Consider the following 24,222-nt stretch of genomic DNA (forward strand, 5'->3'; position numbering starts at 1 on the left):
CAGAGGACCCGCGCCCGCAGAGGAACAAGGTGCCTTACGATGGCAAGGGACGGCCGCGCCGCCGCTGCGGCACACGGAGGGCCGGCCCACATCGGCTAGTCGGGGCGATTCCCGGAGATGGGCAGGTCAACGGTGCGGATTCGGGTCCTCTCGGTGCCATCGACCCACCCCTACGTCGATGCCGCGATCGAGGCGGCCCACGTGGAGCGCGTGCCGCTCGCACCGGGTGTCCAGGACGCCCCGGAGTCCGCCTGGCGCGCCTCCCCCGCGTTCGACCCCAGCTGGGTCGCGGCGAACGCCCACCGCTTCGATGTCTGCCACGTGCACTTCGGCTTCGAGGGCTTCACCCGCGAGCAGCTGAGCGCGTTCTGCGCCGCGCTGCGCGCGCACCGCAAGCCCCTCGTGCTCACCGTGCACGACCTGGACAACCCCCAGCTCGCCGCCGCGGAGCAGGAGGCGTTCCGCGAGCGCCTGGGCCTGCTCGTCGTCGCAGCCGCCGAGGTCCTCACGCTCACCCCCGGCGCGGCCGCCGAGATCGAGGCGCGCTACGGCCGACGGGCCATCGTCGTCGAGCACCCACCGCTCGGCGCCCCCGCGGGCCCCGGGGAGCCGGCTCAGCCCGAGGAGCCCTGGGGCGCCGGGCGCCGGACCGGCCGCACGGTGGGCGTCCTGCTCAAGGACGCCCGCCCGTCCGTGGACGTGGGGCTCATCGGCTCGCTGGCCGCCGCGCTCGCGGCGCACTGCCCCGGCTGGAGCCTCGAGGTCCTCCACCACGGGACCTTCCGCGCAGGCCGCGAGGCCGCCGCCCGTGCCCTGCTGCGCGAGCTCGCGCCGCTGGAGCGGGTCCGAACCGTGCGCACCCCCCGGCTCAGCGACGCCCAGCTCGAGGCCTGGATCACCGGCCTCGACCTGCTCGCACTGCCCTATGCGCACGGGACGCACTCCGGCCTGCTCGAGCTCGCCAACGACCTGGGCACCCGCACGCTCATGCCCCGGGTGGGCTACCTGGGCGAGCAGCACCGGCAGGCGAACCTCACGCTCGCCTCCGACGGCGCAGCGGACATCGTGGCCGCGCTGGCCGCGGCGGAGCGCCTCGCGCCGCTGCCCCGCCTGGAGCCGGCCGAGCGCCGGCGCCGGCTGCGCACGTTCCGCTCCGAGCACACCGCCGTCTACCGGCGGGCCCGCGCGAGCGGGGCCGGCCGAGCCGTGGTGGGCGCGCCGGAGGGCCTGTCGATCCTGCTGCTGTCCGCGTTCACCCACCCGATCGGCCAGCCGCACCGCGGGGGCCTCGAGTCCCACGTGTGGTCGCTGGCGCGCGAGCTGCGCCGGCGCGGCCACCGTGTCTCCCTGGCAGCCCCCGAGGGCTCCGACCTGCTGGACTCCGGGGTGCCCGCGTTCGCCTATCCGCGTGCCGAGTGGCCCGCCGATGCGCAGCGCACGGATGCGCGCCTGCCGCCCGCGCTCCTGCCCGTGGAGGCGGCGGCGCTCGCGCGGGCGCTCGGCTACGCGCATGCCCACCCGGAGGCGTTCGACGTCATCCACGACCACAGCGCGCACCCCCTGCCGCTGCGCACCCCGGGCCCCGTGCCGCTCCTCACGACCCTCCACACGCCGCCCCAGCCGGAGATGATCGCGGCCCTGTGCGCGGGCGGGCGGGGGCGGGCCTCCGCCTCCGGTGAGTCCGCCCCCTCCGAGCTCATCACCGTCTCGCGCCATACGGCCGCCGCCTGGGCCGCGCGCGGGGTGAGCGCGGACGTCGTGCGCAACGGGGTCGCCACCGGCGAGTGGACGCTGGGCCCGGGGGGCGAGGGCATCTGCTGGTTCGGGCGCATCGTGCCGGAGAAGGCACCGCACCTCGCCGTTGCGGCGGCCGTGCGGGCCGGGGCCCGGCTCACCGTCGTCGGCCCGGTGGGCGATGAGGCCTACGCGCAGGAGGTCTTCGGGCCCGCGGCGGCGGCCGCGGGCAGCCTGGTGGACGTGCGCGGACCGCTGCCCGTCCGCGAGCTCGCCGGCGTCGTCGCGGACTCCGCGGCGCGCTCGTGACCCCCGTGTGGGACGAGCCGTTCGGCCAGGTGGTGGCCGAGGCGCTCGCCTGCGGCACGCCCGTCGTCGCGATCGCCCGCGGCGGCCTGGGCCAGACGTTCTCCGGGGTGGAGGGCGTCCACCTCGTGGCGCCGCGAGCGAACCCGCGCGCCCAGGTCGCGGACCTCGCGGCCGCGCTGCGCCCGCTCCTCGCGCTGCGCTCCGATCCCGCCGCCGCCGAGCAGGCGCGCTCCATCGCGCGCGCCCAGGCGCTCGAGCGGTTCTCCTTCGACCGCACCGTCGACGCGCTCGAGCGGCGCTACCGCCGCCTCGCCGCCCGCGCTCCGCGCCGGGGCGGGGCCCGCTCCGACTTGGCGGCGGGGGCATGATCGGCTGGTACCTCCACCACCACGGGCGCGGACACCTGGACCGCCTGCGCGCGGTGGCGCCCCTGATCGGTCAGCCCATCACCGTCTTCTCCTCCCTGCCCGCGCCCGCGCGCCCGCCCGCGTCCGCGGCGGGCCCGGTCCGCTGGGTGGGACTGGACGCCGATGCCGGGCCGGAGGAGGCGTGCCCGGACCCCGCGCGCGCCGACCCCACCGCCGGCGGGCGGCTCCACTGGGCTCCGCTGCTGCACCGGGGCCACGCCCGCCGCCTCGCCGCCATCGCCCAGGCCGCGCTCGGGCTCTCCGGACTCGTCGTGGACGTCTCCGCGGAGGCCGCGCTCCTGGGGCGGCTGCTGGGCCTCCCGGTGGCGCTGTTCACCCAGCCGGGTGACCGCACGGACGCCCCGCATCGGCTGGCGCTCGACCTGGCCAGCGTCATCATCGCGCCCTTCCCCTCCGCCGAGGCGCTGGGCGCGTCCGCGTTCGCCGCTGCGGCCCCGCACCTCGTGGGCCGGGCGCGGGCCGTGTGCGTGGGCGGCCTCGCGCCGGACGACGATCCCGAGGACACCGGCCGGGACGCCGCCGCACCGGCCGGCACGCGGTCTGAGGCGCCGGCCGAGGGACGGCTGCGGGTGCTCGCCGTGGGCGGCGCCGGCGGCTCGCTGCTCACCGCCCGGGACCTCGAGGCCGCCGCCGCGGCCTCCCGCCATGCGTGGCGGCTGATCGGCGTGCCCGGCCATCCGTTCAGCCCCGCCGTGGCGGCGGAGCTGGCCGCCTGCGACGTCGCGATCGTGGGTGCGGGGCTGGGCAGCGTCGCCCAGCTCGCCCGCTCCGGCCGGCCCGGGGCGATCCTGCCGGCGCCCCGCCCGTTCGGCGAGCAGGCGGCGACGGCGCGCATGCTCGCCGAGCTGGGCGCGGTCGTCGTGGACAGCCCGCCCCCGCCCGCCGCGTGGGACGGCCTGCTCGATCGGGCCCGCGCCGCCGGGCCGCTGCGCGGCTGGCACCGCCCGGACGGGGCCGCCGCCGCGGCGGCCGCGATCACCGCCGCCTGCGGTGGGCGCCCATGAGGGTCGAGGTCCTCACGCTCGCGACGCCGGACCGCCTCCACCGCGTGCTCGCCCAGCATGCGGCCCTTGCCGCCGCGCCGCCGGCCCGCCATCGCGTGGCCGTCCTGAGCCCCTCCCCCTCGGACCTCGCCGCGCAGCGCCTGCCGTCCTCCATGACCCCCCTGCACGTGCCGGCGCGGGGCCGCCTGCCCCTGGCCCGGGCGCGCAACGCCCTGGCCGAGGCCGGCAGCCGGGAGGGTGCCGACCTCCTCGTCTTCCTCGACGCGGACTGCCTGCCGGCACCGGGCTTCCTGCCCGCCCTCGAGGCGGCCGCGGTGCGCGAGCCCGATGCGCTGCTCACCGGCCCCGTCACCTACCTGACCCAGGCGCAGACGGATCCGCGCCTCGCGCTGGGGCAGCGGGCCGCAAGCACCCCGGGGCCGGACCCGATCGCCGCGATGACCGCGATCCGCCGGCCCCATCCCGCGCGCCCCGACCCGCCGGCGGGCACGCTGCAGGCCGTGCGGGCAGCGGAGGCCGCGGAGGCCGACTACGCCCTGTTCTGGTCCCTGGCCTTCGCGCTGCGCCCGCGCACCTTCGCCCGCATCGGGGGCTTCTGCGAGGACTACTGCGGCTACGGCGGGGAGGACACGGACTTCGCGCTGTGCGCCCGGCGGGCCGGCGCGGACCTCGTGTGGGCGGGCGGTGCGGCCGCCGTGCACCTGTACCACCCGGTCAGCCGGCCGCCGGTGGAGCATCTCGAGGACATCGTGGCCAACGCCCGCCTGTTCTTCCGGCGCTGGGGCCACTGGCCGATGCGCGGGTGGCTCGAGGCCTTCGCCGCGGCGGGGCTCGTGGACTACGACCCCCGTGCCGCCGGCCCGGAGGCCGGCCTGCGGCTCAGACGGTCCAGATGAACATGTGCACGACGATGACGTAGGCGCAGCCGATCGCGTAGAAGACTCCCATGAGCGGCAGCAGGAAGCGCGCCCAGGTGAACCACGAGACCCCCGCGATGGCGAGGCCCGCCATCATCGATCCGCTCGTGGGGGTGAGGCAGTTCGAGATGCCGTCGCCGAATTGGAAGGCGAGGACCGCGGTCTGGCGGCTGACGCCCACGAGGTCGGACAGCGGGGCCATGATCGGCATCGTCAGCGCGGCCTGGCCGCTGCCGGAGGACACGAGGTAGTTGATGGCGCTCTGCGCCACCACCATGCCGCCGGCGGCGAACGTGCTCGACAGGCTGCCCACCGCGCTGGCCATCCCGTAGACGATCGTGTCCAGCACGTGCGCGTCAGTCAGCAGCACGATGCCGCTGTAGGCGAGGCCCACGGACAGCGCGGCCACGAGCAGGTCCTTGCAGCCGGCGGTGAACGTCTCCGCCACCGCGTTGTAGTCCATCCGCGCGATGACGGCCACGATGAGCGCCATGACGATGAACACCGCGGACATCTCCGCGATGAACCACCCGAACGCGATGATCCCCACCGGCACCGTGACGATCGCCGCGACGAAGACGCACACGATCGCGATATCGCGCGCGGTGAACGGGCCGTCCTGCGGATCGCCGGCGCCGCCGTCCGGGCCGCCCGCGGGCTGCGGCGAGCCATCCGGAGCGGCGGCGCCCATGCCCACGAGGCTCTTGTTCGGGTCCTTGAGGATCTTCGCCCCGTAGCGCATGAAGTAGGCCGCCGCGACGACGTAGAGGATGACGAGGAGCCCCGCGCGCACCGCCATGCCGGAGAACAGCGGCACCCCGGCGATCTGCTGAGCGATGCCGATGTTGAACGGGTTCGTAATGGACCCGGCCCAGCCCACCGCGGTGCCGACGAGCGGCAGCGCCGCGATGAGGATTCGGTCGAAGCCGATCCGCTGGAGGATCGGCAGGATGATGATGAGGTAGGGGATCGCCTCCTCGCTCATGCCGAACGTGGCCCCGGCAAGCGCGAAGAAGCCCAGCACCACGGGGATGATGAACAGCTCGCGCCCCGCGAACCGGGCGAGCACCCGCCGCAGCATCCGGTCGACCGCGCCGGTGGAGTTGAGCACCCCCAGACAGCCCCCGATGATGAGGAGGAAGAAGATGATCTCCGCACCCTTCTCCATGCCCGCGAGGACGGACATGAAGAGATCGGCCGGGCTGGCCGGGGCGGCGGCCACCGCGTGGTACGTGCCGCTGATGACCAGGTCGCGGCCGGCGGAGTCCGGTCGCTTGTCGTATTCGCCGGCGGGGATGAGATAGGTGGCGATGCCGAGCAGCACGGTGATGCCGAAGAGGATGACGAAGGTGTGCGGCACGCGGTCGGCCCGCAGGCCCTTCCGCAGGCGCGCGGGCGCGGTGTTCACAGGTCCGATGACGGGCCCCTCACTGGTTGGGTGCGCTGTCCTCGTCCCGCGCCAGGCGGGCGAGGGCGAGTCCGGCGAGCGCCGCCGCCTGGTCGCCCAGGACGGCGTCGTCGAACTGCACGCGCGGGGAGTGGTTGTCCTCGGCGTCGGGATCGACGCCGGCCGGCGTTGCCGCCAGGTAGAAGTAGCAGCCGGGCACCCGCTCGAGGACGTAGGAGAAGTCCTCCGAGCCCATCTCGGGCTCCGCCATGAGCCGCACCCGGTCCGCGCCGAAGAGCCCGCGCAGGCCGTCGAGGGCGAACTCCGTCTCCGCCTCGTCGTTCACGGTGGGCGGGAACCCCGGGGCGAACCGGACCTCGGCCGTGCACCCGTGGGCGGCGGCGATCCCGTGAGCCAGCCGCGAGATCCGCGCGTCCAGCGCCTCGACGACGGCCGGGGTGAGGTAGCGCAGGCAGGCGCCCAGCGAGGCCGAGTCGGGGATGATGTTGTTGGCCCGCGCGGCGGCCAGCTGCGTGACGGACACGACGACGGGGTCGAAGACGTCGAACTGCCGGGTCGTCATGGTGTTCAGCGCGAGGGTCAGCTCCGCGATTGCCGGCACCGGGTCGATGCACAGCTGCGGCTGCGAGCTGTGGCCGCCCTTGCCGTGCATGACGATCTCCAGGTCGACGAAGCCCGCCATCGCCGTCTGCGGACGGGTGAGGAAGAGCCCCGCCGGGCCCGGCTGCACGTGCAGCGCATAGGCCGCCACGGGCGGCTCGCCCGCGGCGTCGAGCAGTCCCTCGGCGAGCATCGGCTCCGCACCGCCGGCGCCCTCCTCGTCCGGCTGGAACATGAAGACGACGGAGCCCGCGATCTCCTCCCGGTGCGCCGCGAGGAGGCGGGCCGCGCCGATGAGGCCGGCCGTGTGCAGGTCGTGCCCGCACGCGTGCATGCTGCCGTTGTCCGAGGCGAACGGCAGGCCGGTCTCCTCCCGCACCGGCAGGGCGTCCATGTCCCCGCGCAGCAGCACGGCGGGGCCCGGCCGCGCGCCGCGCAGCACGGCGACCACCGAGGTCAGCGCCTCCCCGCACCGGATCTCGAGTCCCAGGCCCTCGAGCGCCGCGAGCACGAGGCGCTGGGTCCCGGGCAGGTGCGTGCCCACCTCGGGGGCGGCGTGGAGGGCGCGGCGTAACGCCACGAGGTCGGGCTGGAGCGCCGCGGCCTCCGCGGGCAGCCGGTCGAGCTGGGGCGATGCCATGGAGCGCTCAGTCCTCCTGCGCGCGGACGTCGAGCTCTGCGATCATCGGCACGCGCATGCCGCGCTCGCGGGCGACCTCGACCGCGCGGTCGTAGCCGGCGTCGACGTGGCGGATGACGCCCATGCCGGGATCGTTGGTCAGCAGGCGCTCGAGCTTGCGCTCGGCCAGCTCGCTGCCATCGGCCACGGACACCTGGCCAGCGTGGATGGAGCGGCCCATGCCCACGCCGCCGCCGTGGTGGATGGAGACCCACGTGGCGCCCGACGACGTGTTGACCAGGGCGTTGAGCAGCGGCCAGTCGGCCACGGCGTCGGAGCCGTCGGCCATCGCCTCGGTCTCGCGGTAGGGGCTGGCCACGGAGCCCGAGTCCAGGTGGTCGCGGCCGATGACGATGGGCGCGGAGACCCTGCCCTCGGCGACGAGCCGGTTGAACAGCACGCCGGCCTGGGCGCGCTCGCGGTAGCCCAGCCAGCAGATGCGCGCGGGCAGGCCCTCGAACTCGACGTACTCGGCGGCCGCGTCGAGCCACGTGTGGAGCTTCTCGTTGTCCGGGAAGAGCTCCTTGAGCGCCTCGTCGGTCACGCGGATGTCCTCCGGGTCGCCGGACAGCGCCACCCAGCGGAACGGGCCCATGCCCTCGCAGAACAGGGGCCGGATGTAGGCGGGCACGAAGCCGGGGAACTCGAAGGCGCGGTCGTAGCCGGCCTTGCGGGCCTCATCGCGGATCGAATTGCCGTAGTCGAAGACCTCCGCGCCGCGGTCCTGGAAGCCCACCATCGCCGCGACGTGGGCCGCCATGGACTCCTCGGCGCGCAGGGTGAACTTCTCCGGGTCGTCCTCGGCCTCCGCCTGCCAGTCGTCGAGCGCGACGCCCACGGGCAGGTAGGACAGCGGATCGTGGGCGCTCGTCTGGTCCGTGACGATGTCGACGTCGACCCCGCGGTCCAGGAGCGCCGGCAGCACCTCGGCGGCGTTGCCGACGAGCCCCACGGACAGGGCGCGCCTGTCCGCCTTCGCCGCGAGCACCTTCTCCAGCGCGGTGTCGAGGTCCGTCTCCACCTCGTCCAGGTAGCGCTTGGACCTGCGGCGGTCCAGGCGGGCCCTGTCCACGTCGATGATGAGGCAGGCGCCGCCGTTGAGCGTGACGGCCAGCGGCTGCGCGCCGCCCATGCCGCCGCAGCCCGCCGTGACGGTCAGGGTGCCGGCCAGGGTGCCCCCGAAGCGCTTCTCCGCGACCGCGGCGAACGTCTCGTACGTGCCCTGGAGGATGCCCTGGGTGGCGATGTAGATCCACGAGCCGGCCGTCATCTGGCCGTACATCATGAGCCCCTCGGCCTCGAGCTTGCGGAAGTGCTCCCAGTCGGCCCAGTCGCCCACGAGGTTCGAGTTGGCGATGAGCACCCGCGGCGCCCATTCGTGGGTCTTGAGCACGCCCACCGGCTTGCCCGACTGCACGAGGAGCGTCTCGTCGTCCTCGAGGTCGTCGAGCGTGGCCACGATCGCGTCGAAGGCCTCCCACGAGCGCGCGGCGCGCCCGGTGCCGCCGTAGACCACGAGGTCCTCGGGGCGCTCGGCGACCTCCGGGTCGAGGTTGTTCATGAGCATCCGCTTGGGCGCCTCGGTCTGCCAGGACTTGGCGGTGATGTCCGTGCCGCGGGGGGCGCGGACGGTGCGGGAGGGATCGTGCTGGGTGAAGCCGGGGATCTGGGACTGGGCCATCGCTGCTCCTTCGCCTGCGGGCCTGGCCGGTCGCCTGGACGGCGGGGCCGGTGCCCGGGATATGCCTCGATTGTGCCCGGCGGCGGCCGGGTCCGCCCGCCGCCGGGCGGGCGTTGTGTCCAGTATGTCGGACAGGGCACCGCCGCCGAGGCGCGCCCGGCTCGCGCCGTGGGCGCCGGCCGGCGCCGCCCTCACGCGCCCCGGCGCGCGTAGGCGCGCGCGTCGATGCCGCGCAGCTCGCAGTACTCGCGCAGCCGGCCGCGCACCAGCACGTCCGTGCGCAGCAGCCCGTCCGGGCCCTGCGCCCCCAGGAGCGCGGCGAGCTCCGCTGTCTGCCGCCGCCAGGCGCGGATGAGGCCGCCCAGCTCCTCGGCGCCGCCTGAGACCACGGCGCGCAGGAAGGCGCCGGCCACGCCGACGGCGCGGGCGCCCAGTGCGAGCGAGCGCACGACGTCCAAGGGGCTGCGCACCCCGCCGGAGGCCAGCAGCGCGAGGTCCGGGAACTCCGCGCGGTGGGCCGCGGCGTCGAGCAGGGCGGCGGGCGCGGACTGCCCGAAGCCGGTGAGGTAGGCGAAGTCGCGGCCCGGGCGGCGCTCGTTCTCGATGGCGAGGAAGTCCGTGCCGCCGCGCCCGGAGACATCGGCCCACTCCACGCCGATCCCAGCGAGCTGGGCCAGCGTGCGGGGGCTCAGGCCGAAGCCCACCTCCTTGACGAGGACGGGCACCTCGCTGGCCGCGACGATCGCCTCGATGCCGGCCAGCCACTCCGACAGCGCGGGCGCGCCCTCGGGCATGACGGTCTCCTGGACCGCGTTGACGTGCAGCTGCAGCGCATCGGCGCCCAGCATGTCGACGGCGCGCCGGGCGTCGTCGGGGCTGCGGCCCGCGCCCAGGTTCGCCATGACGAGGCCCGTCGGGTTCTCCTCGCGGATGACGGTGAAGGCGCGCGCGGCCGCGGGGTCCTCGAGCGCGATCGACATCGACCCGCAGGCCATGGCCGTGCCGGTCTGGGCCGCGGCGGCGGCGAGTTCGCGGTTGAGGCGGGCGGTGCGCTCCGTTCCGCCGGTCATGCCGTTGATGTAGAAGGGCGCGGCCAGGTGCCTGCCGAACAGCTCGACGCCCAGGTCGACCCGCTCGAGCGAGACGCCCGTCAGCGCGTGGTGGACGAATTCGAGCTCGTCGAATTCCGCGTCCCGGCCGCCGGCGGGCCCGGCCGCGCCGGGTTCCCACTGCTGCCCGGCCAGGCGCACGTGGTCGTCCTTGCGCGCCCCACGGCCCGCGGCGTCGGCGCTCACCGCACGGCCGCCAGTGGGTCCGCGCCCCGGGGCGCGTGGAGGTGCAGGTCGAGGGGGAGGATGCTGTTGCGGCGCCACTGCCCCGCCAGCGCCTCGTCGCCCACCCGGGCCGGGGCGAGCACGATGCCGCAATCACCGCCTCCCGCCCCCGAGGGCTTGCCGGCCGCGCCCAGCGCCTCGGCCTCGTCGCAGAGGAACGCGAGCTGCTCGGTCTCGATGGTCGTGCCGCGCAGCCGGCCCAGCCCGTCGAGCAGCCGCCGGCACCGGCGCAGCAGCGCGAGCACCCGGTCCGGATCGCGGCCCCACGCGTGGACGAGCTCCTCGACGGCGGCATCGGATTCGGCCAGGAAGCGCGCGTAGGCCCGGTCCTGGCGCTCCTGGCTGAGGCTCACGCGGTGCACGAGGCGCTCGGTGGAGGCCGGCGAGCCCGTCCAGCCCACGAGCATGCGCAGGCCGGCCAGCTCCGGCAGGCGGCGCACGGTGCACACGTCCCATTCGGGCCGGGCCAGCAGATCCGCGACCGGCAGGTCGTCGCTGAGGGCGCGCAGCGCCGCGCGGTCGGGCGCCGTGTAGGCGATCCAGCCGCCGAACGTCGAGGCGGCGACGTCGCCGCCGGAGGCCTTGGGCGCCACGTGGATCGTGGCGACGAGGGCGAGCCGGAAGCGCTCCATGGGGCTGAGTCCCAGCTCGTAGAACCGGTTGAGGGCGTCGATGACCGCCACCGTCACCGCGGCCGAGGAGCCCAGGCCGAACTTGCGCCCGCTGGCATCGTCGAGCCCGGTGTCGATGTGCAGGTCGTAGTAGAGCGGGCGCAGGCCGCGCTCGGAGCGCAGCCGCTCGAGCAGGGCGATGGCGGCGGTGACGTAGTCGAGCGGGCTGTGCTCGACGACGATCGAGTCGCCGTCGTCGTCGTGGAACCAGGTGACGGGGCCGTGGCCGTAGCGCGAGGAGTGGACGTGGCCCACGCCGTCGGAGGCGGTGAGGGCGACGGTGAGGTAGCGGTCCACGGCGGCGAGGATGGCGGGGTGGCCGGGCTCCACGACCGCGTACTCGCCGGCGATGTAGAGCTTGCCCGGCGCGCTGACCTCGATCACTGTCCCGCCTCCGGCTGGGCGGAGTCCACGAGCCGCGCACCCGAGCCGGGGCCCACGGTGCGCACGGCGCCGAGCGGCGCCACGGCGGCGGCCACCTCCGCGGCGTCGTCGGGCCTGGTGAGCACGCACACGTTGGGGCCCGCGTCCGCGGTCGCCCAGGCGGAGACGCCGGCCGCGCGCAGGCTCGCCGCGGCGTCGAACACCGCGACGCTCGCGGGGGCCAGGTAGCGCACCGGCGGCATGCTCGCATTGATGACGGCGTGCATGCGCAGGGCGTGGGACTCGGTGAGCTGGCCGATCGCCTCGAAGTCGCCGGCCGCGCACGCGGTCACCATCTCCTCCAGCGTCTGCTCCGTCGTCGCGGCCCAAGCCGGGTAGAACGGACTGGTGGCGGCCGTGCGCCGCATGCCCTCGCGGCTGGACACGGCCTTCTCCGAGCCGTCGACGGTGACGATGACGAGGCGCATGTCCGGGGCGGGAACCGCCTCCGCGAAGGACGAGGCATCGTCCGTGCCGGCGTGCCACAGCGCGTAGCGGTCGACGATCGAGCGGCAGGCGGAGCCGGAGCCGCGGCGGGCCAGGCGGCTGAGGGCGGGCGCGTCGAGGTCGAGCCCGTAGGCGCGCGAGGCGGCCAGGGCCAGCGCCGCGAAGCCGGCGGCGGACGAGGCCAGCCCCGCGCCCGTGGGCGCCTCGTTGGCCGAGACGACGCGGGCGCGGGCCGAGGCGCCGGCGAGTTCGCGCACCCGCTCGAGGAAGCGCACGGTCCGCGCGCGGGCCGCGGCGGGCGCGGGAGCGCCGTTGAGCTCGAAGGAGTCCTCGTCCAGGGCGGGGTCGACGCTCACGCGCGTGGTGGTGGGGAAGGCGTCGAGCGTCATCGACAGGCTGCCGGCGACGGGCAGGATGAGGTCCTCGTCGCGTTTGCCCCAGTACTTCACGAGCGCGATGTTCGGCTGCGCCCGCGCGGTGGCGGTGCCCGGCGCGCTCATGCCGCGGCCACCGTGGTCTGCCAGGTGCGCTCGGCCCCCGCGGCGGCCAGTGCCCGCCGGAGCTCTGCGGCATCGTCCGCGCCGTGCGCGAGCGCCAGGACGCAGCCGCCCCGGCCACCGCCCGTGAGCTTGGCCCCGGCGGCGCCGGCCGCCCGGGCCGCCGCGACGAGGCGGTCGAGGACAGCGTCGCTGACGCGGAGCTCGCGCAGCAGCTTGTGCGCCTCGTCCATGAGCGCACCGAGCTCGCCCGCGCGGCCGTCGCCGAAGGGCTCGAGGGAGGCCTCCACGATGGCGCCCAGGCGGGCGATGACGGCATCGGCCCGGGCGGGGTCCGCCTCGCGCAGCGCGCGCACGGCGGCCACGGTCTGCGAGGTGGCACCGGGCCGTCCCGAATCCGCGATGACGAGGGTGAGCGGCCGGCCCACGGGCACCTCGGCGACGGCGCCCTCGCGCAGCAGGATCGGGCCCGCGGCGGCGACGGTGCGGCCGTCGAGCCCGCTCGAGCGGCCGTGGGCGATCGTCTCGGCCGCCATGATGACGCGCTGCACGGCCTCGGCGTCGAAGTCCGCGCCCGTGAGGTCTGCGACCGCGCGGGCGATCGCGGCGCCCACGGCGGCCGACGAGCCCAGGCCGCGCTCGAAGGGGATCTCCGAGTCGATCGTGAGGGCCAGGCCGCGCGGGGCCCGGCCGGCCTGCGCGCAGGCGGCCTCGACCGCGGCGACGACGGGTGCGATGCGGGCGGGGGCCTGAGCGGCGGGGCCGGTGTAGAGGTCGCTTGCGAGGGTGAGCTCGCCGGCGGGCTGGGCGGCCAGGCGGGCGGTGAGGGACAGGGCGGTGAGCGGCAGCGCGATGGCGGGGGTGCCGTATAGCACGGAGTGCTCGCCCAGGAGGATCGCCTTGCCGTGGGCGCGGCCGGTGCCGGTCCGTGCCGGCTCGCCGCCGGGGGCTGTGCTCATTGCCTGTTCGTCGCCTTTGCGCTGTCGTGCCGGAGGCCCCCCGGCCCGCGGCTGCGAGCGGCCCGGCCGGTGCCCTGACGCGAGGCCCACGAGCCCCGCGCCATCATACCGAAGGCAGGGCGCGCGCCGGACGCGGCGTTCGTCACAGGGCCGCCTGCCGCTGAGTGCGCGGCAGCGGTGCGCGCCACCGGACCTGTGCGGGCGCCGGCCCGTGCGAGCGCGGCCGCCGCGCGGGTGCGCTCAGTGGCCGGCGACCTCCGCGTCCTCCTCGGCCAGCGCCTCGATCTCCGGCACAACGGTGGCCTCAGGGTAGATCGTGGCCGCCGGCGCCACGGGCCGGCGCATGGCCCACGGGATGTAGAGGGCCGCGGTGACGATGATGCCGATGATCCAGGAGACGTCCGCGCCGCCGAGCAGCTTGACGAACGGGCCCGTGTAGATCGTCTGGTCGAGGAAGGGGATCTGGACGAGGACCCCCACGGCGTAGCTGACGAGGGCAGCGGCGTTCCACTTCCCGTAGCGGCCGCGGGGGTCGTAGAGGCCGGGGATGTCGAAGCGGTCCTTGGAGATGAGGTAGTAGTCGGCGAGGTTGATGACGCTCCAGGGCGTGAACACCATGAGCAGCGCCAGCACGAAGTTCTTGAAGTTCGCCAGGAAGTCCGCGGAGGCGAAGAGGGCCACGACCACCGTGGCGGCGACGATGACGACGACGAAGGCGGCGCGGGTGCGCTTCCTCACCCGGGTGTTGTGGGTGAACGAGGTCGAGATCGTCAGGGCGCACATGAACGCGCCGTAGGCGTTGAGCGTGTTGACCGTCAGCTTCGACATGAGGATGACGATGAAGATGAGCATTGCGAGCACGCCGCCGCCGGCGAGCACTCCCATGAAGCCCACCTGGTTGTCGAGGAACTCGCTGCCGGCGGCGGTCATGGCCGAGGCGCCGATGAGCACGCCCAGGATCATCGACCACTGCGAGCCGATGACGGAGCCGGCGAAGGTCCACCCGAAAGTGGCGGCGGAGGGTGTCTCGCGCGGCAGGTAGCGGGAGTAGTCGGCGACGTAGGGGCCGTACGTGAGCTGCCAGCCGGCGCCCAGGCCCACAACGGAGAGGAAGACGGGGAAGGAGAACGTGCCGGCGCCCAGGAGCGTGCCGACGTCGAGCTGCGCGAACACGCAGATCGTGAGGTAGATGAAGCCCAGCAGGCCTGTGACGGAGCTGATGCGGCCGAGGATGTGGATGTAGCGGTAGCCCAGGAGGGCGACCACCACCGTCATGGCGCCGAACACCACGATGCCCACCCAGGGGATGTCGATGTGGAGCAGGCCGTTGACGGCTTGGCCCGAGAGCACGGTGCCGGTGGAGGCGAAGCCGATGTACATGCAGATGACGAGCACGAGGGGGACGATCGCCCCGTACACGCCGAACTGCGCGCGCGAGGAGATCATCTGGGGCAGGCCCAGGCGGGGACCCTGCGCGGAGTGCAGGGCCATGATGATGCCGCCCAGGACGTTGCCGATGAACAGGGCGATGATCGCCCACAGCGCGCCGGACTTGAAGACGGTGACGGCCAGCGCCCCGTCGACGATCGCGGTGATCTGCGTGTTGGAGCCGAACCACAGGGTGAACTGCGAGAACGGGCGCCCGTGGCGCTCGGCGTCCGGCACCATGTCGATGGTGCGGGTCTCGACCAGGCCCTTGCCTGCGTCTGCGGTCCTCGTGTGCGCCACGTGTGCTCCTCGTTGTCCGGTGGCAGGGCGTGGCCGACGCCACGAGCGCCAGCGCAGGGTGAATGCCCCCATTCAACACCGTCACACCCGCCCGACGTGATGCGCGACACAGAAAGATTCCGAGATCTCGGATAGAACGACGGCCAGCCGATCCAGCGCTGACCGCACGGGCCGCGTGAGCGGTCAGCGGCTTGGGGGGCCGCTCGGGTTCTCCCTGTGCCGTTTGAGCATCTGCTGGGCGCGCTGGCGCGAGATGCCCAGCACCTGTGCCGCATCGGCCTGAGACACACCTTCACCCACCAGCCGTGCGAGCACCGCGCCGACGAGGTCGGCTGCCCGCGATTCGGCGGTGCGGGCTTCCTCGTGAAGCTGGGCGACCTCCGCGAGGACCTGGCGGGTCTGGCCATCAAGGGCGATTTCAGCCCTGATCGCCACGGCCCCTTCGTCGCAGTCGAGCGCCAGTGCGGCCGCCTCGCGGGCGGCGGTCTGCGCGCCGCGCAGGGTGCGGCCCTGGGCGGCCATATCGAGTTCGGGCACAGTCGCGACCCACCAACGGCCCTCGCGGGCGATGGTGGCGTCCAGGGTGCGAGGTTCGGTTCGGCTCATGACTTCTCCGACGGGGTGTTGGCGGCCTGGTAGACGGTCCGGTAGTGGGTGAGGTGGCCGTGCAGGTAGCGGGTGACCGCATGGCGGCTCACGCCGACTGTTGCGGCTATCCGGGTCTTGTTCATCCCCTGGTCGGCCAGCTTGTCGATGTGGCGGGCCACTCCCGGTTTGATCGAGGGCTTGCGCCCCACCTGCTTGCCCGACGCACTCGCGGCCTGGAGGCCTGTGCGGGTGCACTCGTATCGATCGGGTCTGTCAGGGAGCGGAAGTCCACACCCCGCTCCCCCAGCTCGTCGAGGAGCCCCACGAGGTGGGGTGTCGAGCGGCCAAGCCGGTCGAACTTCCACACCACCAGCGTGTCCCCGGCCGTCAGCGTGGCCATGAGGCCGGACAACGCGGGACGGTCAGGGCTGGCACCGGACGCCTTGTCGGTGAACGTGTGCTCGGCGTCAATGCCCGCGGCGGTCAGCGCGTCTAATTGGAGCTGCGGATTCTGATCCGCCGTGGACACGCGCGCGTACCCGTAGACGCTCACGGCTCCCGCCCCCGCTCAACGGCTGGACCGGCTGCTTGGCCACGCTCGGTCTGCGGGTTCTCCCCCGCCCCCTCCTGGCCGGTGCTGCGGCCGAGAATGCTGTCGGGGTGGGTGCGGGTCAGGCGTGCGGTGGCGTCGCGGTGCTCATCGACACTCGGCTCCACCGCCCCAGCCACTCTCTCTTTCCGCACGGTCGCGGGCGGGGCCGGGGTAATGGCGGTGTTGAGCGCCTGGCGGAGGGGTTCTTGGTCCAGGTGTGCGGCTGCGGCCATGACCTCGTTGTGGCGCCCGGCGAAGGAGGCCCAGTCGATGCGGATCCCGGCACGGTCGGCTACCTGTTCGATGTAGGCGCGCGTGGTGCGACCGTTGCCTTCGAAGAAGGGGTGCTGCATGTTGATACCGGTCATCTGCCGGGCAACCTCGTCAACCTGCTGCGCGTGGCCCATCCGGGCCAGCTCATCCGGGTGGGCGAAGGCGGAGAAGATGACCTCGCCCATCTCGTCGAGGCGTTCGGGGCTGGTGAAGACGGTCTCGTCGGTGCCGCCGCGGCCGGTGTTGCACAGGTCCACGACGCGGTTGTGTACTGGCGGACGTGCAGTATTGGTTGTGCGAATTAATCGACGATTTTCGAGGGGGCAACGCCGAACTGCGCCTTCCGGGCGCCTCAGCTATGTCTGACCAATCGCTCAGTGGAACGGTCATAGTGGTACTCCGTGATCTCGCCAGACATGATCATCGCAACTGCCTGGTTGATCACGTCGAGCGGAACGACGAACCATTCTGATGGGTCGTAGTCACGGCCCCTCCGGTCGATCTGCGTAAGGTCGAGACGAACGTCGGCGAACACTCTGTGCAGCAAGTTCTCCAGACCCGACGCCTTGATGTTGTACACCCTGTAATCGGCGACGATCTTGACCGGTGCCATCAGGTAGGTCGGCGAGGTCGACGCGCCCTTCACCCGCTGTTCGACGCTTGTGGTGGAGAAGCCGATCTTGTGTAGATCTTTCATGTTCGCGATCACCGGGTCGGTGCTCAGCGACTGCAGAACGTAGATGTGGCCGCTCTCGATGTCCGCGTCCAGGATGTCGCTAACGTCGTGTCCGGCGCGCGCCAGCACCTGTCCCTGGGCCTCGTACATGCGCGTCATCAGGCTCTGCTTATACATCGCCGACTCAGTACCGTTCTCGAACACCACCCGCAGGCGCTGCTTCTGCGTCCGCTTGCCGCCCACGACGAGGGCGACGTCGTCGCCGACCTCCGATACGAAGCACATCACCCCGCCGAGCACGAAGAACGCGCCCTCGCGGATCAGGTCCAGGCCCGTGAACGGTTTCAGTACGAATGTGCCATCGGCCAGTTCGGCGTGCTTCGCTTTGAACAGCGGCTCGAATTGCTCGAAGTCCTTTGCCTTCACTCGCTGCGCGATCGATTCGGCCGACTCCGGGCGCTTGATCACCGGCAGGTCGGATACGTTGAGGATCCCGGACTCGTCGCCCAGCAGATCGTCGAGGTCGTCGCCCTCGAGCAATTCGTCGAGCGACGCCGGCGCTGCGGGGGCTTCCAGGAGCCCGAACTCGTCGAGGTGCTTCACCGCCTCGGCCTTTGCCTCGTTAGCGAGGAACCCGTCCAGGCGCGCACCGAGCTTGCGCTCGGCGATCTCACGCGTGTGCGAGCTCGGCAGCCGCCCCTCGACGCGCCGAAACTCGACGATCTCGAGGAACGCGCGCTCAAGGCGGTCTGACGAGGTGAGCTTCTTCGGCTTCTCAGGTGTATCTAGGAGCTCGTCGTCGAGGATGTCGTCGAGAGTGACGACCAGGTTCTCATTGGAGGTGAAATCAATCGGTGTCATGAGGGTTCCACCATTTCTGTAGCGGCTTTATCCGCTCGGCGCTGCTGCTTCAGCTTCTGCAGGAACAGCAGCGCCGCAGCCATGCGCTTCTCCACCGGGTCCTCCGAACGCACATCAGGGCGCTTGCCGTTGACCTGCACCCAGGTCTTGATCTTCGGGTACAGCGCCAGCGCCTCCTCTTCCGAGAACTCGATCTTCGTCGACGTGATCGTGTCCTGGATCAGTCGCAGCACCGACGGTGTGACCGACTTCGACAGCACCTCAAACGCCCGCTGGAACGGGTTCACCGAGTCGATGAGGTTGATGTTCAGCTCGTCGATGTTCACGAACCTCTCGGCCATCTTGATGATGCGCCGGTCACCAACAGTTTTGACCTCACCGTTCTTGATCACCGAGTCCACGACAACCTGCTGACGCACCTCCTCGACCTGCTCCTCGGTGAGGTCGGGGTACTTCTCCCGAATGATCTTCGGGATCAGCACCTTGTTCGTGGTCTCCGCGTCGATCGACCCGGCGGCGGCCCGCGCAAAGGTGTCATCCTGCAGGATCGTCGCCTTCAGGTCATTCAAGTCCGTCGCGACGATCTGCTTCACGCGGTCACTCGAAGGCTCCTTGAAGCCCTTAATCTTTAGCTCGCCCTTCTTTACGAACTCGTCGTCGTCGAACTTCTTCGTCTTGAAGTTGAAGTTCGGCGCGAGCACCTGCTCCATAAGCAACGAGGCCGTGATCGCCTTCAGCATGTTGTTCACCGACACCTTCACCTCGCCCTGCGAGGCGTCCGGCTCGGCGATCAGGTTCGTGAACTGCGCGTGCGACTTTCCAGGGCTGTCGCGCGTCACGCGCCCAATGATTTGGATCACCTCGGTGAGCGAGGCCCGGTAGCCCACCGTCAGCGCGTGTTCCGCGAAGGGCCAGTCGAAGCCCTCCTTCGCCATGCCCAGGGCGATGATAATGTCGACGCCGTCGCGCTCCTTCGACGCCGTGTGGGACAGGTAGTGCAGCGTGTCCCCGCGCTTCTTCTGGTCTGTGTCGTCCACGAGGTCGGCGACCCGCACGATTTCGCCGTTGTCCTCGCGGCGTACGCTGATGATCCCCGTGTCGGGGTCCGTCGACTCGACGTGGCCGATCGCGTCGATGATACGACCGACCTCCTCGATCTTGTCCTTCGTGGACTCGCCGGAGTTCACGCTCGGGATGTGCACGATCGTCTTCTTGTCGAGGTCGAGCACCTGGTCGATCGCGTCCGTGTACCGACCCTGGTAGAAGTGGTGTCCGATGCCGAGCGACCGCAGGTGTTCGTAGCCGTTGAGCTGGTCGTAGTAGTTGAACGTGACCGGCGTGAATTTCGCCTCGTCCTCCGGCGACAGCACCGGTACCGAGTCCCCGCGGAAGTATGAGCCGGTCATGGCCACGATGTGCACGTCGGAGCCGTTCATCACGTCCCGGAGCAACGCTCCCAGCCGTGACGACTCCGTGTCGGCAGAGACGTGGTGGAACTCGTCGATCGCCAGCACCGTGCCGTTGAACGACTCCGGGGCCAGCTTCTCGAACGCGAACCGCAACGTCGCGTGGGTGCACACGAGCACAGCGTCAGGTCCCCTGAGGAACTCGATGAACGCGTCGACCTTGCCCGCGTCCGAACCGGGCAGGCAAAGATTGTGCTCGTCCTTGATCTCCCAGTTCGCCCAGAATCCATGCTTGGTCAGATCGGTAGATGCGAATGACGCGCCGATAGATTTCTCGGGCACCGCGACGATGACCTTCCTACGACCCTGGTTGTAGAGCTTGTCCAACGCCACGAACATCAGCGCACGAGACTTCCCCGACGCCGGCGGAGCCTTCACCAACAGATACTGAGCGTCGCGCTGCTCGAAAACACGCTGCTGCATCTCACGCATACCCAGCGCGTCCGTGTTCACCGACGCCTTCGTCTGCGCGTACGTGACATCGACAATGTTCACGGTCTTGTTGATCGCGTTCACTTCGCAGTCCTCCGGGTCTTCTTCGCCGGGGCCTTCGCGGCCTCCTCAGCAGTCATGCGCTCGTACAGCGCAAACAAGTCAGACAGGCGCTGCTCGTCCGTCTCGTACGGCTTCTTCGAATAGATCGAGTCGACCAGCGCGTCGATCTCGGCGTGCGCGTCGCGCAGGTCCTGCGGCATCTTGTCCGGATCGTACAGTTCGGCCAGCGTCTGCTCGCAGTGGTACTCACGCACGTCCAGCACTCGAAGCGCCGCCACGGTCAACTTCTCTTTGGTTGCCTCCGATAGCGGCGGAACCGGGAAGTTGTTGTAGACAATCGTGTTCGAGTAGCGGAGCCGAGTCTCCAATTGGCCGCCTACTGCGCGGGTCCAAGCCATGTGCATGCGTGAAGTCAGCAAGGCGAATAGCCAGGGTTCGGCGTCGTAGATGGCAAACGCAGCGTTTGAAATGACGGTGTCAGGCCCGAGGTAGCCGATCGGTATGTAATCGCGCCGCTCCGATGAAACGCTCGGCACGATGATCGAGTCAGTCGGCTTGTAACGCACCTCGCCGAAGCGGTGTGCAACCGAAGCTAGTTTCTTAGTCGATTCTCTCTTGCTGGCCAAACGATGCGTGCGAACGCATTCAACCCGTCTCGCAATCTCAGGGACGTTTAGCGCCGCCGTCACGTTGCCGGCGTCGAGCCAGAGCGCGAAGCGTTCAGCGCCCGAGATGAACTCGCTCGCACCGAGGAACCTCTTCATATAGCGCGTGGCTTCTGGATGAGAGGAGATCAACTGTTCCCGTTCTGAATCCGACAGCACGAGGCCGCCGTTGTCGTTGGGCATGCTACCGAACGACATCTCCGGGATCGCAGACAGCGGCTTGGTTCTCTTCGTAATGAACACGTTGTCGCCGTCGGTAAGGTACCCGTTGATGTTGTGAGCCCGGATCTGCAAGTCGCCCGTGTAGATGAACTTTTCTCCGGGCCGAATCACTCGTAGCCCCACCACAACCACAGTCACGCCAGCGTTGCGCTTGGCGTTGTTCTCCCATCTGAACGACGTGTAGGCGAAGCCGATCTCGATCCCCTTCGCAAAGATCGTTGGGAACATGAGAGCCACGTGCTCGCCCTGGGCCACCGAATTTGTCGTCACGAAGGCAAGTTCTGCTCGACTGCCTTCGATGTAGTCAGCTCCTTTGACGAACCAGAGCGCGATGTAGTCCAGGTTCTTCGAGTACGGACGTCGTTCGAACACGTGGCCGAAGTCAGTCTTCTGCTCCTTCGTCTGTACCTTTGCGCCAACATACGGAGGGTTGCCGATCAGATAGATCTCTGCGTCACCGTCATTCGGGCAGACCGCGTTCCAGTCCATCCGCGTCGCGTTGCCGGCCTTGATCTGTCCCGTCTCCTTCAGTGGGATCAGCGGGATCTCGACACGGAACTTCTCGCGGAACTCTCTGTTCATCTGGTGCTTCGCGATCCAGAGAGAGAGGATCGCGACCTCGACCGCGAAGTCGTCGATCTCGATCCCGTAAAAGTTCTCGATGTTGATCCTCGAGTCCGCCCAGAGCATCTGGTGCGACGGGCTCAGCTCGGCCAGCCGCTCGAGAATCGCGTGCTCGAGCTTGCGTAGCTCCTTGTAGGCGATGACCAGAAAGTTTCCTGACCCACAGGCGGGGTCGAACACCTTGATCGCCGCGATTCGGTCCAGCAGGCGGATTAGCCTCCGTTCGCTGTCCTGCGCCTCGTTGAGCTCCGCCTTCAGATCATCCAAGAACAGCGGCTCGATCGTCTTGAGGATGTTCGGCACGGACGTGTAGTGCTGCCCGAGGTCGCTGCGCTTGCCGGGCGTGACGATCGCCTGGAACATCGAGCCGAAGATGTCGGGGTTGATGTCTCGCCAGATGAGCTTCCCCGAGGCGATGAGCTCCTCGCGCGCCTGCTTCGTGAAGCGCGGCACGACCTGCTCGTCGGTGACTGTGAACAGCCGACCATTCACGTACGGGAACCCCGCGAGATGCGTCGGCTTGTCAGCCGGATCGGCGGTGTCCAGCGCCTTGAACAGGTCGGTGAGGAACTCTGCGAGGTCCGACCCATCGGACTGGGTCTGTGACCCGACCGCGTTCGTGAACTGGTTGTCCTCGAAGATCCCCGTGTCCTCGGCGAAGAAGCAGAACAGCAACCGGGTGAAGAAGATGTTCAGCGAGTGACGCCCCTGCGCGTCGTCGAAGATCCCGGGGTTAGCGTGCAGCAGCTCGTCGAAGAGCTTGCCCATGCGCTCGGCCGCCTTGACGTCGGCGTGCGACTCCGCGACGTACTGCGCCTTCTCCATCCCCGCCCACGGCAGGAAGAATGTGAAGTGCTGGTCGATCTCGCGGATCGGGAAGCCGATCGTCTCGTTGGTCTTGATATCGTGAGCAACCAACTCGGTGTAGTCCGTGACGATGACGAAGCGCGTACTGAAGCGGACCACCGCGGGGGTCGACTTGAGATCCTCGATGACTTCGAGCGGGTCGCTGGTCGTCTCCTTGAAGTAGACGACGTTCTTCTGCGCGACCTCGGTCACCGGATCAATCGCGACGTTGAGCGAGCCGTTGCGCAGCCGCGTAACGTTGCCCTGGGGCTTCCCGTAGGCGAGGAGCAGGTCGAAGATGAAGTCCCGTTCGTACCCCTCGCGACCAGCCAGCGGCGCAACCCTCTCTTCAATAGCCTTCAGATTTAATCTCGCCATGAAGTCTCCTGTTCACCCTGAAGATGCCGCTGGTCCCAGCGTGTCCGACTCGCGTCCACGGATCGCTGGGAGCGCTTTTCCTAAGCTTATCGGTGAGGTTGGAAGCGTGGTGGTGCGCGGGTCTGAGGCCGTCCGATATAGGCCTCCAAGCCGATCGTGGCGGGGAGTCTCGAGTCACTCGCGACCTCAGGTGCCTGTTCGGGACTGTTCTATACGTCGGTCCTCGAGTTCTGGGAGCGGCGCAGCGCTGGGTAGCTGTTCCAGGAGCTGGCGGCGATCGTGTTCCAGACGACGGCCGTTTGGGGGTGGATGCCGAGGAAGCCCGCGAGCACCGCGGCAGGTAGTTCGGCAGCGAGCTGCATCATCGCGGTGGTCCGCGCCGCTAGCGGAGCCACCCCGACGCGCTTCAATCTCACCTCGAGGCCGCCGTGGTCGATCGGGCGTGCGGGATTTCGGCCCGGGAACAGCCATGGTCCGTTGCGTTGCTCGTGATTGTTGCTGAGCGCCTGCAAGTGTGCTCTGAGAAGCGTGTCGACGCCGGGCGGAAGCACGATCGGTTCTGCGGCGAAACGGACGGTCACGTTCTCCGCGGTGACGGTTACGGCGTCGCGCGTCATTCGGCTGATGTTCGCTACCCGCTGGCCGTAGAGCAGAACGAACAGCGCGCAGATTCGAGTGTCGGCACGAATGCTCTCGTCGTGCAGCAGACGTTCAACGGTTCGCCAGTGCTCGCTCCCGGCCCTCTGTGGCGACGTCTGCTGAGAACGGTAGGTGGGGGACGTCAGCAGTCGGCTGCGGCCAGTCGAATGCGTCCACCTGAGGAACTGGGGGAGGTGGCGTGTAGCGTCTGGATGCGTCGAGATGAAATCGTCGATGTGAGCTTGCCGTGCGCGATCGAGCGCTGTCTCATGCTCGTTCAACCAGGTGAGAAACTCACCCAGCATCCGTAGGTGATTGCGGATGTTTCCGACCGTATTGTCGGTGAGTTGGCCCTTGTCGGCCTGCGCACGGGCCCGTCTAAGGATGTTCCAGCGTGAGTATGTCTGCAGAGTGTGGCGATAAGAACTGGGCTGCTGCGCGAGGAAGTCCTCGAGCCAGGCGAGCAAGCCCCTGAGCTCGCGGGCGTCTGGCGCCAGGACGCCGGTGGCAATCAGGAGGTCTCGCAGGTATTCGCGAGAACGATCGCGGGGGAAAGTATGGGACTGATGCACGATCAGGTGTCAGCTTGGTTTAGGCCGCCAGGGTGACGGTCGGGTTCATGATGGTCTCGTATTCGATGGGGGTCAATCGGCCCAGGCGGGCCTGACGCCGGCGGCGGTGGTAGGTCCGTTCGATCCATGTAATGATCGCGATCCGGAGTTTCTCACGGGTGCGCCAACGGCGCCGGTCCAGGACGTTCTTCTGGAGCAGTGCGAAGAAGGATTCCATCGCCGCGTTATCACCGGCAGCACCGACTTGGCCCATGGATCCGATGAGGTGATGCTGGTTCAGGGCGTGGACGAACTTCCGGGATCGAAACTGCGACCCGCGGTCTGAGTGAACAATGCAGCCAGCAACGTCGCCGCGCCGCGTTGCCGCGTTGGCCAGGGCGTTCACCGCCAAGCGGGCCTTCATCCGGTCACTCATGGAGTAGCCGACGATCCGGCCGGAGAAGGCGTCCTTGATCGCGCAGAGGTAGAGCTTGCCCTCATCAGTCCAGTGCTCGGTGATGTCGGTC

20 protein-coding genes are annotated in these 24,222 nt (G+C 70.4%); 4 read left to right on the top strand and 16 right to left on the bottom strand.

What is annotated here, in order from left to right; all coding sequences use genetic code 11:
* Positions 1-117: 117 nt before the first annotated feature.
* Genes GSY69_RS14100 through GSY69_RS02570 form a run of 4 tightly spaced genes read left to right on the top strand, consistent with a single transcriptional unit; the run spans position 118 to position 4,371 of the window.
* Positions 118-2,043 carry a glycosyltransferase gene (locus GSY69_RS14100; RefSeq protein WP_235936220.1) on the top strand — a complete coding sequence of 642 codons (1,926 nt, stop codon included), beginning with the start codon at positions 118-120 and terminating at the stop codon, positions 2,041-2,043.
* The gene (locus GSY69_RS14105) at positions 2,040-2,411 is read left to right on the top strand and encodes a glycosyltransferase (RefSeq protein WP_328698729.1); all 372 of its coding nucleotides are present in this window, start codon (positions 2,040-2,042) and stop codon (positions 2,409-2,411) included. Before GSY69_RS14100 ends, GSY69_RS14105 begins: the two co-directional genes overlap by 4 nt.
* Positions 2,408-3,475 carry a glycosyltransferase family 28 protein gene (locus tag GSY69_RS02565; protein WP_160952333.1) on the top strand — a complete coding sequence of 356 codons (1,068 nt, stop codon included), beginning with the start codon at positions 2,408-2,410 and terminating at the stop codon, positions 3,473-3,475. Before GSY69_RS14105 ends, GSY69_RS02565 begins: the two co-directional genes overlap by 4 nt.
* The gene (locus GSY69_RS02570; RefSeq protein WP_160952334.1) at positions 3,472-4,371 is read left to right on the top strand and encodes a galactosyltransferase-related protein; all 900 of its coding nucleotides are present in this window, start codon (positions 3,472-3,474) and stop codon (positions 4,369-4,371) included. Before GSY69_RS02565 ends, GSY69_RS02570 begins: the two co-directional genes overlap by 4 nt.
* Here GSY69_RS02570 and GSY69_RS02575 read toward each other — a convergent pair.
* The 16 genes from GSY69_RS02575 to GSY69_RS02650 form a co-directional block, all read right to left on the bottom strand.
* Entirely contained in the window at positions 4,355-5,800 is a 1,446-nt protein-coding gene (locus GSY69_RS02575) for a YfcC family protein (RefSeq protein ID WP_160952335.1), read from the bottom strand. The genes GSY69_RS02570 and GSY69_RS02575 overlap by 17 nt on opposite strands.
* Positions 5,801-5,819: 19 nt before the next feature.
* On the bottom strand, positions 5,820-7,040 hold the full coding sequence (locus GSY69_RS02580) for a M20 metallopeptidase family protein (RefSeq protein ID WP_160952336.1): 1,221 nt from the start codon (positions 7,038-7,040) through the stop codon (positions 5,820-5,822).
* 7 nt (positions 7,041-7,047) lie between these two features.
* Positions 7,048-8,760 (bottom strand): urocanate hydratase, encoded by a 1,713-nt coding sequence (gene hutU, locus GSY69_RS02585; protein ID WP_160952337.1) that lies wholly within the window; start codon positions 8,758-8,760, stop codon positions 7,048-7,050.
* 191 nt (positions 8,761-8,951) lie between these two features.
* The gene (gene fni, locus GSY69_RS02590) at positions 8,952-10,055 is read right to left on the bottom strand and encodes a type 2 isopentenyl-diphosphate Delta-isomerase (RefSeq protein WP_160952338.1); all 1,104 of its coding nucleotides are present in this window, start codon (positions 10,053-10,055) and stop codon (positions 8,952-8,954) included.
* Positions 10,052-11,149: a phosphomevalonate kinase gene (locus GSY69_RS02595; RefSeq protein WP_160952339.1), complete on the bottom strand. Its 1,098-nt coding sequence runs from the start codon at positions 11,147-11,149 to the stop codon at positions 10,052-10,054. Before GSY69_RS02595 ends, fni begins: the two co-directional genes overlap by 4 nt.
* Entirely contained in the window at positions 11,146-12,135 is a 990-nt protein-coding gene (gene mvaD, locus GSY69_RS02600) for a diphosphomevalonate decarboxylase (RefSeq protein ID WP_160952340.1), read from the bottom strand. Before mvaD ends, GSY69_RS02595 begins: the two co-directional genes overlap by 4 nt.
* Positions 12,132-13,091 (bottom strand): mevalonate kinase, encoded by a 960-nt coding sequence (mvk, locus tag GSY69_RS02605; protein ID WP_160952341.1) that lies wholly within the window; start codon positions 13,089-13,091, stop codon positions 12,132-12,134. The genes mvaD and mvk overlap by 4 nt, the downstream gene beginning before the upstream one ends.
* A 240-nt stretch (positions 13,092-13,331) precedes the next feature.
* Entirely contained in the window at positions 13,332-14,819 is a 1,488-nt protein-coding gene (locus GSY69_RS02610; RefSeq protein WP_328698730.1) for a purine-cytosine permease family protein, read from the bottom strand.
* A 183-nt stretch (positions 14,820-15,002) separates the two neighbouring features.
* Positions 15,003-15,425 carry a hypothetical protein gene (locus GSY69_RS02615; RefSeq protein ID WP_160952343.1) on the bottom strand — a complete coding sequence of 141 codons (423 nt, stop codon included), beginning with the start codon at positions 15,423-15,425 and terminating at the stop codon, positions 15,003-15,005.
* 121 nt (positions 15,426-15,546) lie between these two features.
* The gene (locus GSY69_RS15325) at positions 15,547-15,960 is read right to left on the bottom strand and encodes a recombinase family protein (protein WP_456236790.1); all 414 of its coding nucleotides are present in this window, start codon (positions 15,958-15,960) and stop codon (positions 15,547-15,549) included.
* Positions 15,957-16,529 (bottom strand): Fic family protein, encoded by a 573-nt coding sequence (locus tag GSY69_RS02625; protein ID WP_160952344.1) that lies wholly within the window; start codon positions 16,527-16,529, stop codon positions 15,957-15,959. The genes GSY69_RS15325 and GSY69_RS02625 overlap by 4 nt, the downstream gene beginning before the upstream one ends.
* A gap of 95 nt (positions 16,530-16,624) precedes the next feature.
* The gene (locus GSY69_RS02630) at positions 16,625-17,809 is read right to left on the bottom strand and encodes a GIY-YIG nuclease family protein (RefSeq protein ID WP_160952345.1); all 1,185 of its coding nucleotides are present in this window, start codon (positions 17,807-17,809) and stop codon (positions 16,625-16,627) included.
* A complete protein-coding gene (locus GSY69_RS02635) occupies positions 17,806-19,791 on the bottom strand; it encodes a DEAD/DEAH box helicase (protein WP_160952346.1) in 1,986 nt (661 codons plus the stop codon). The genes GSY69_RS02630 and GSY69_RS02635 overlap by 4 nt, the downstream gene beginning before the upstream one ends.
* Positions 19,788-22,505, bottom strand: a complete 2,718-nt coding sequence (locus GSY69_RS02640) for a DNA methyltransferase (protein ID WP_160952347.1) — start codon at positions 22,503-22,505, stop codon at positions 19,788-19,790. The genes GSY69_RS02635 and GSY69_RS02640 overlap by 4 nt, the downstream gene beginning before the upstream one ends.
* Positions 22,506-22,714: 209 nt before the next feature.
* Positions 22,715-23,716, bottom strand: coding sequence for a hypothetical protein (locus tag GSY69_RS02645; RefSeq protein WP_160952348.1), 1,002 nt, complete (start codon positions 23,714-23,716; stop codon positions 22,715-22,717).
* 19 nt (positions 23,717-23,735) lie between these two features.
* Positions 23,736-24,222 (bottom strand): IS3 family transposase (locus GSY69_RS02650; protein WP_160952349.1); only part of this gene is annotated, 487 nt, incomplete at its 5' end.

The sequence above is a fragment of the Brevibacterium rongguiense genome (genome assembly GCF_009857845.1).
In the GTDB taxonomy this organism is placed as follows: domain Bacteria; phylum Actinomycetota; class Actinomycetes; order Actinomycetales; family Brevibacteriaceae; genus Brevibacterium; species Brevibacterium rongguiense.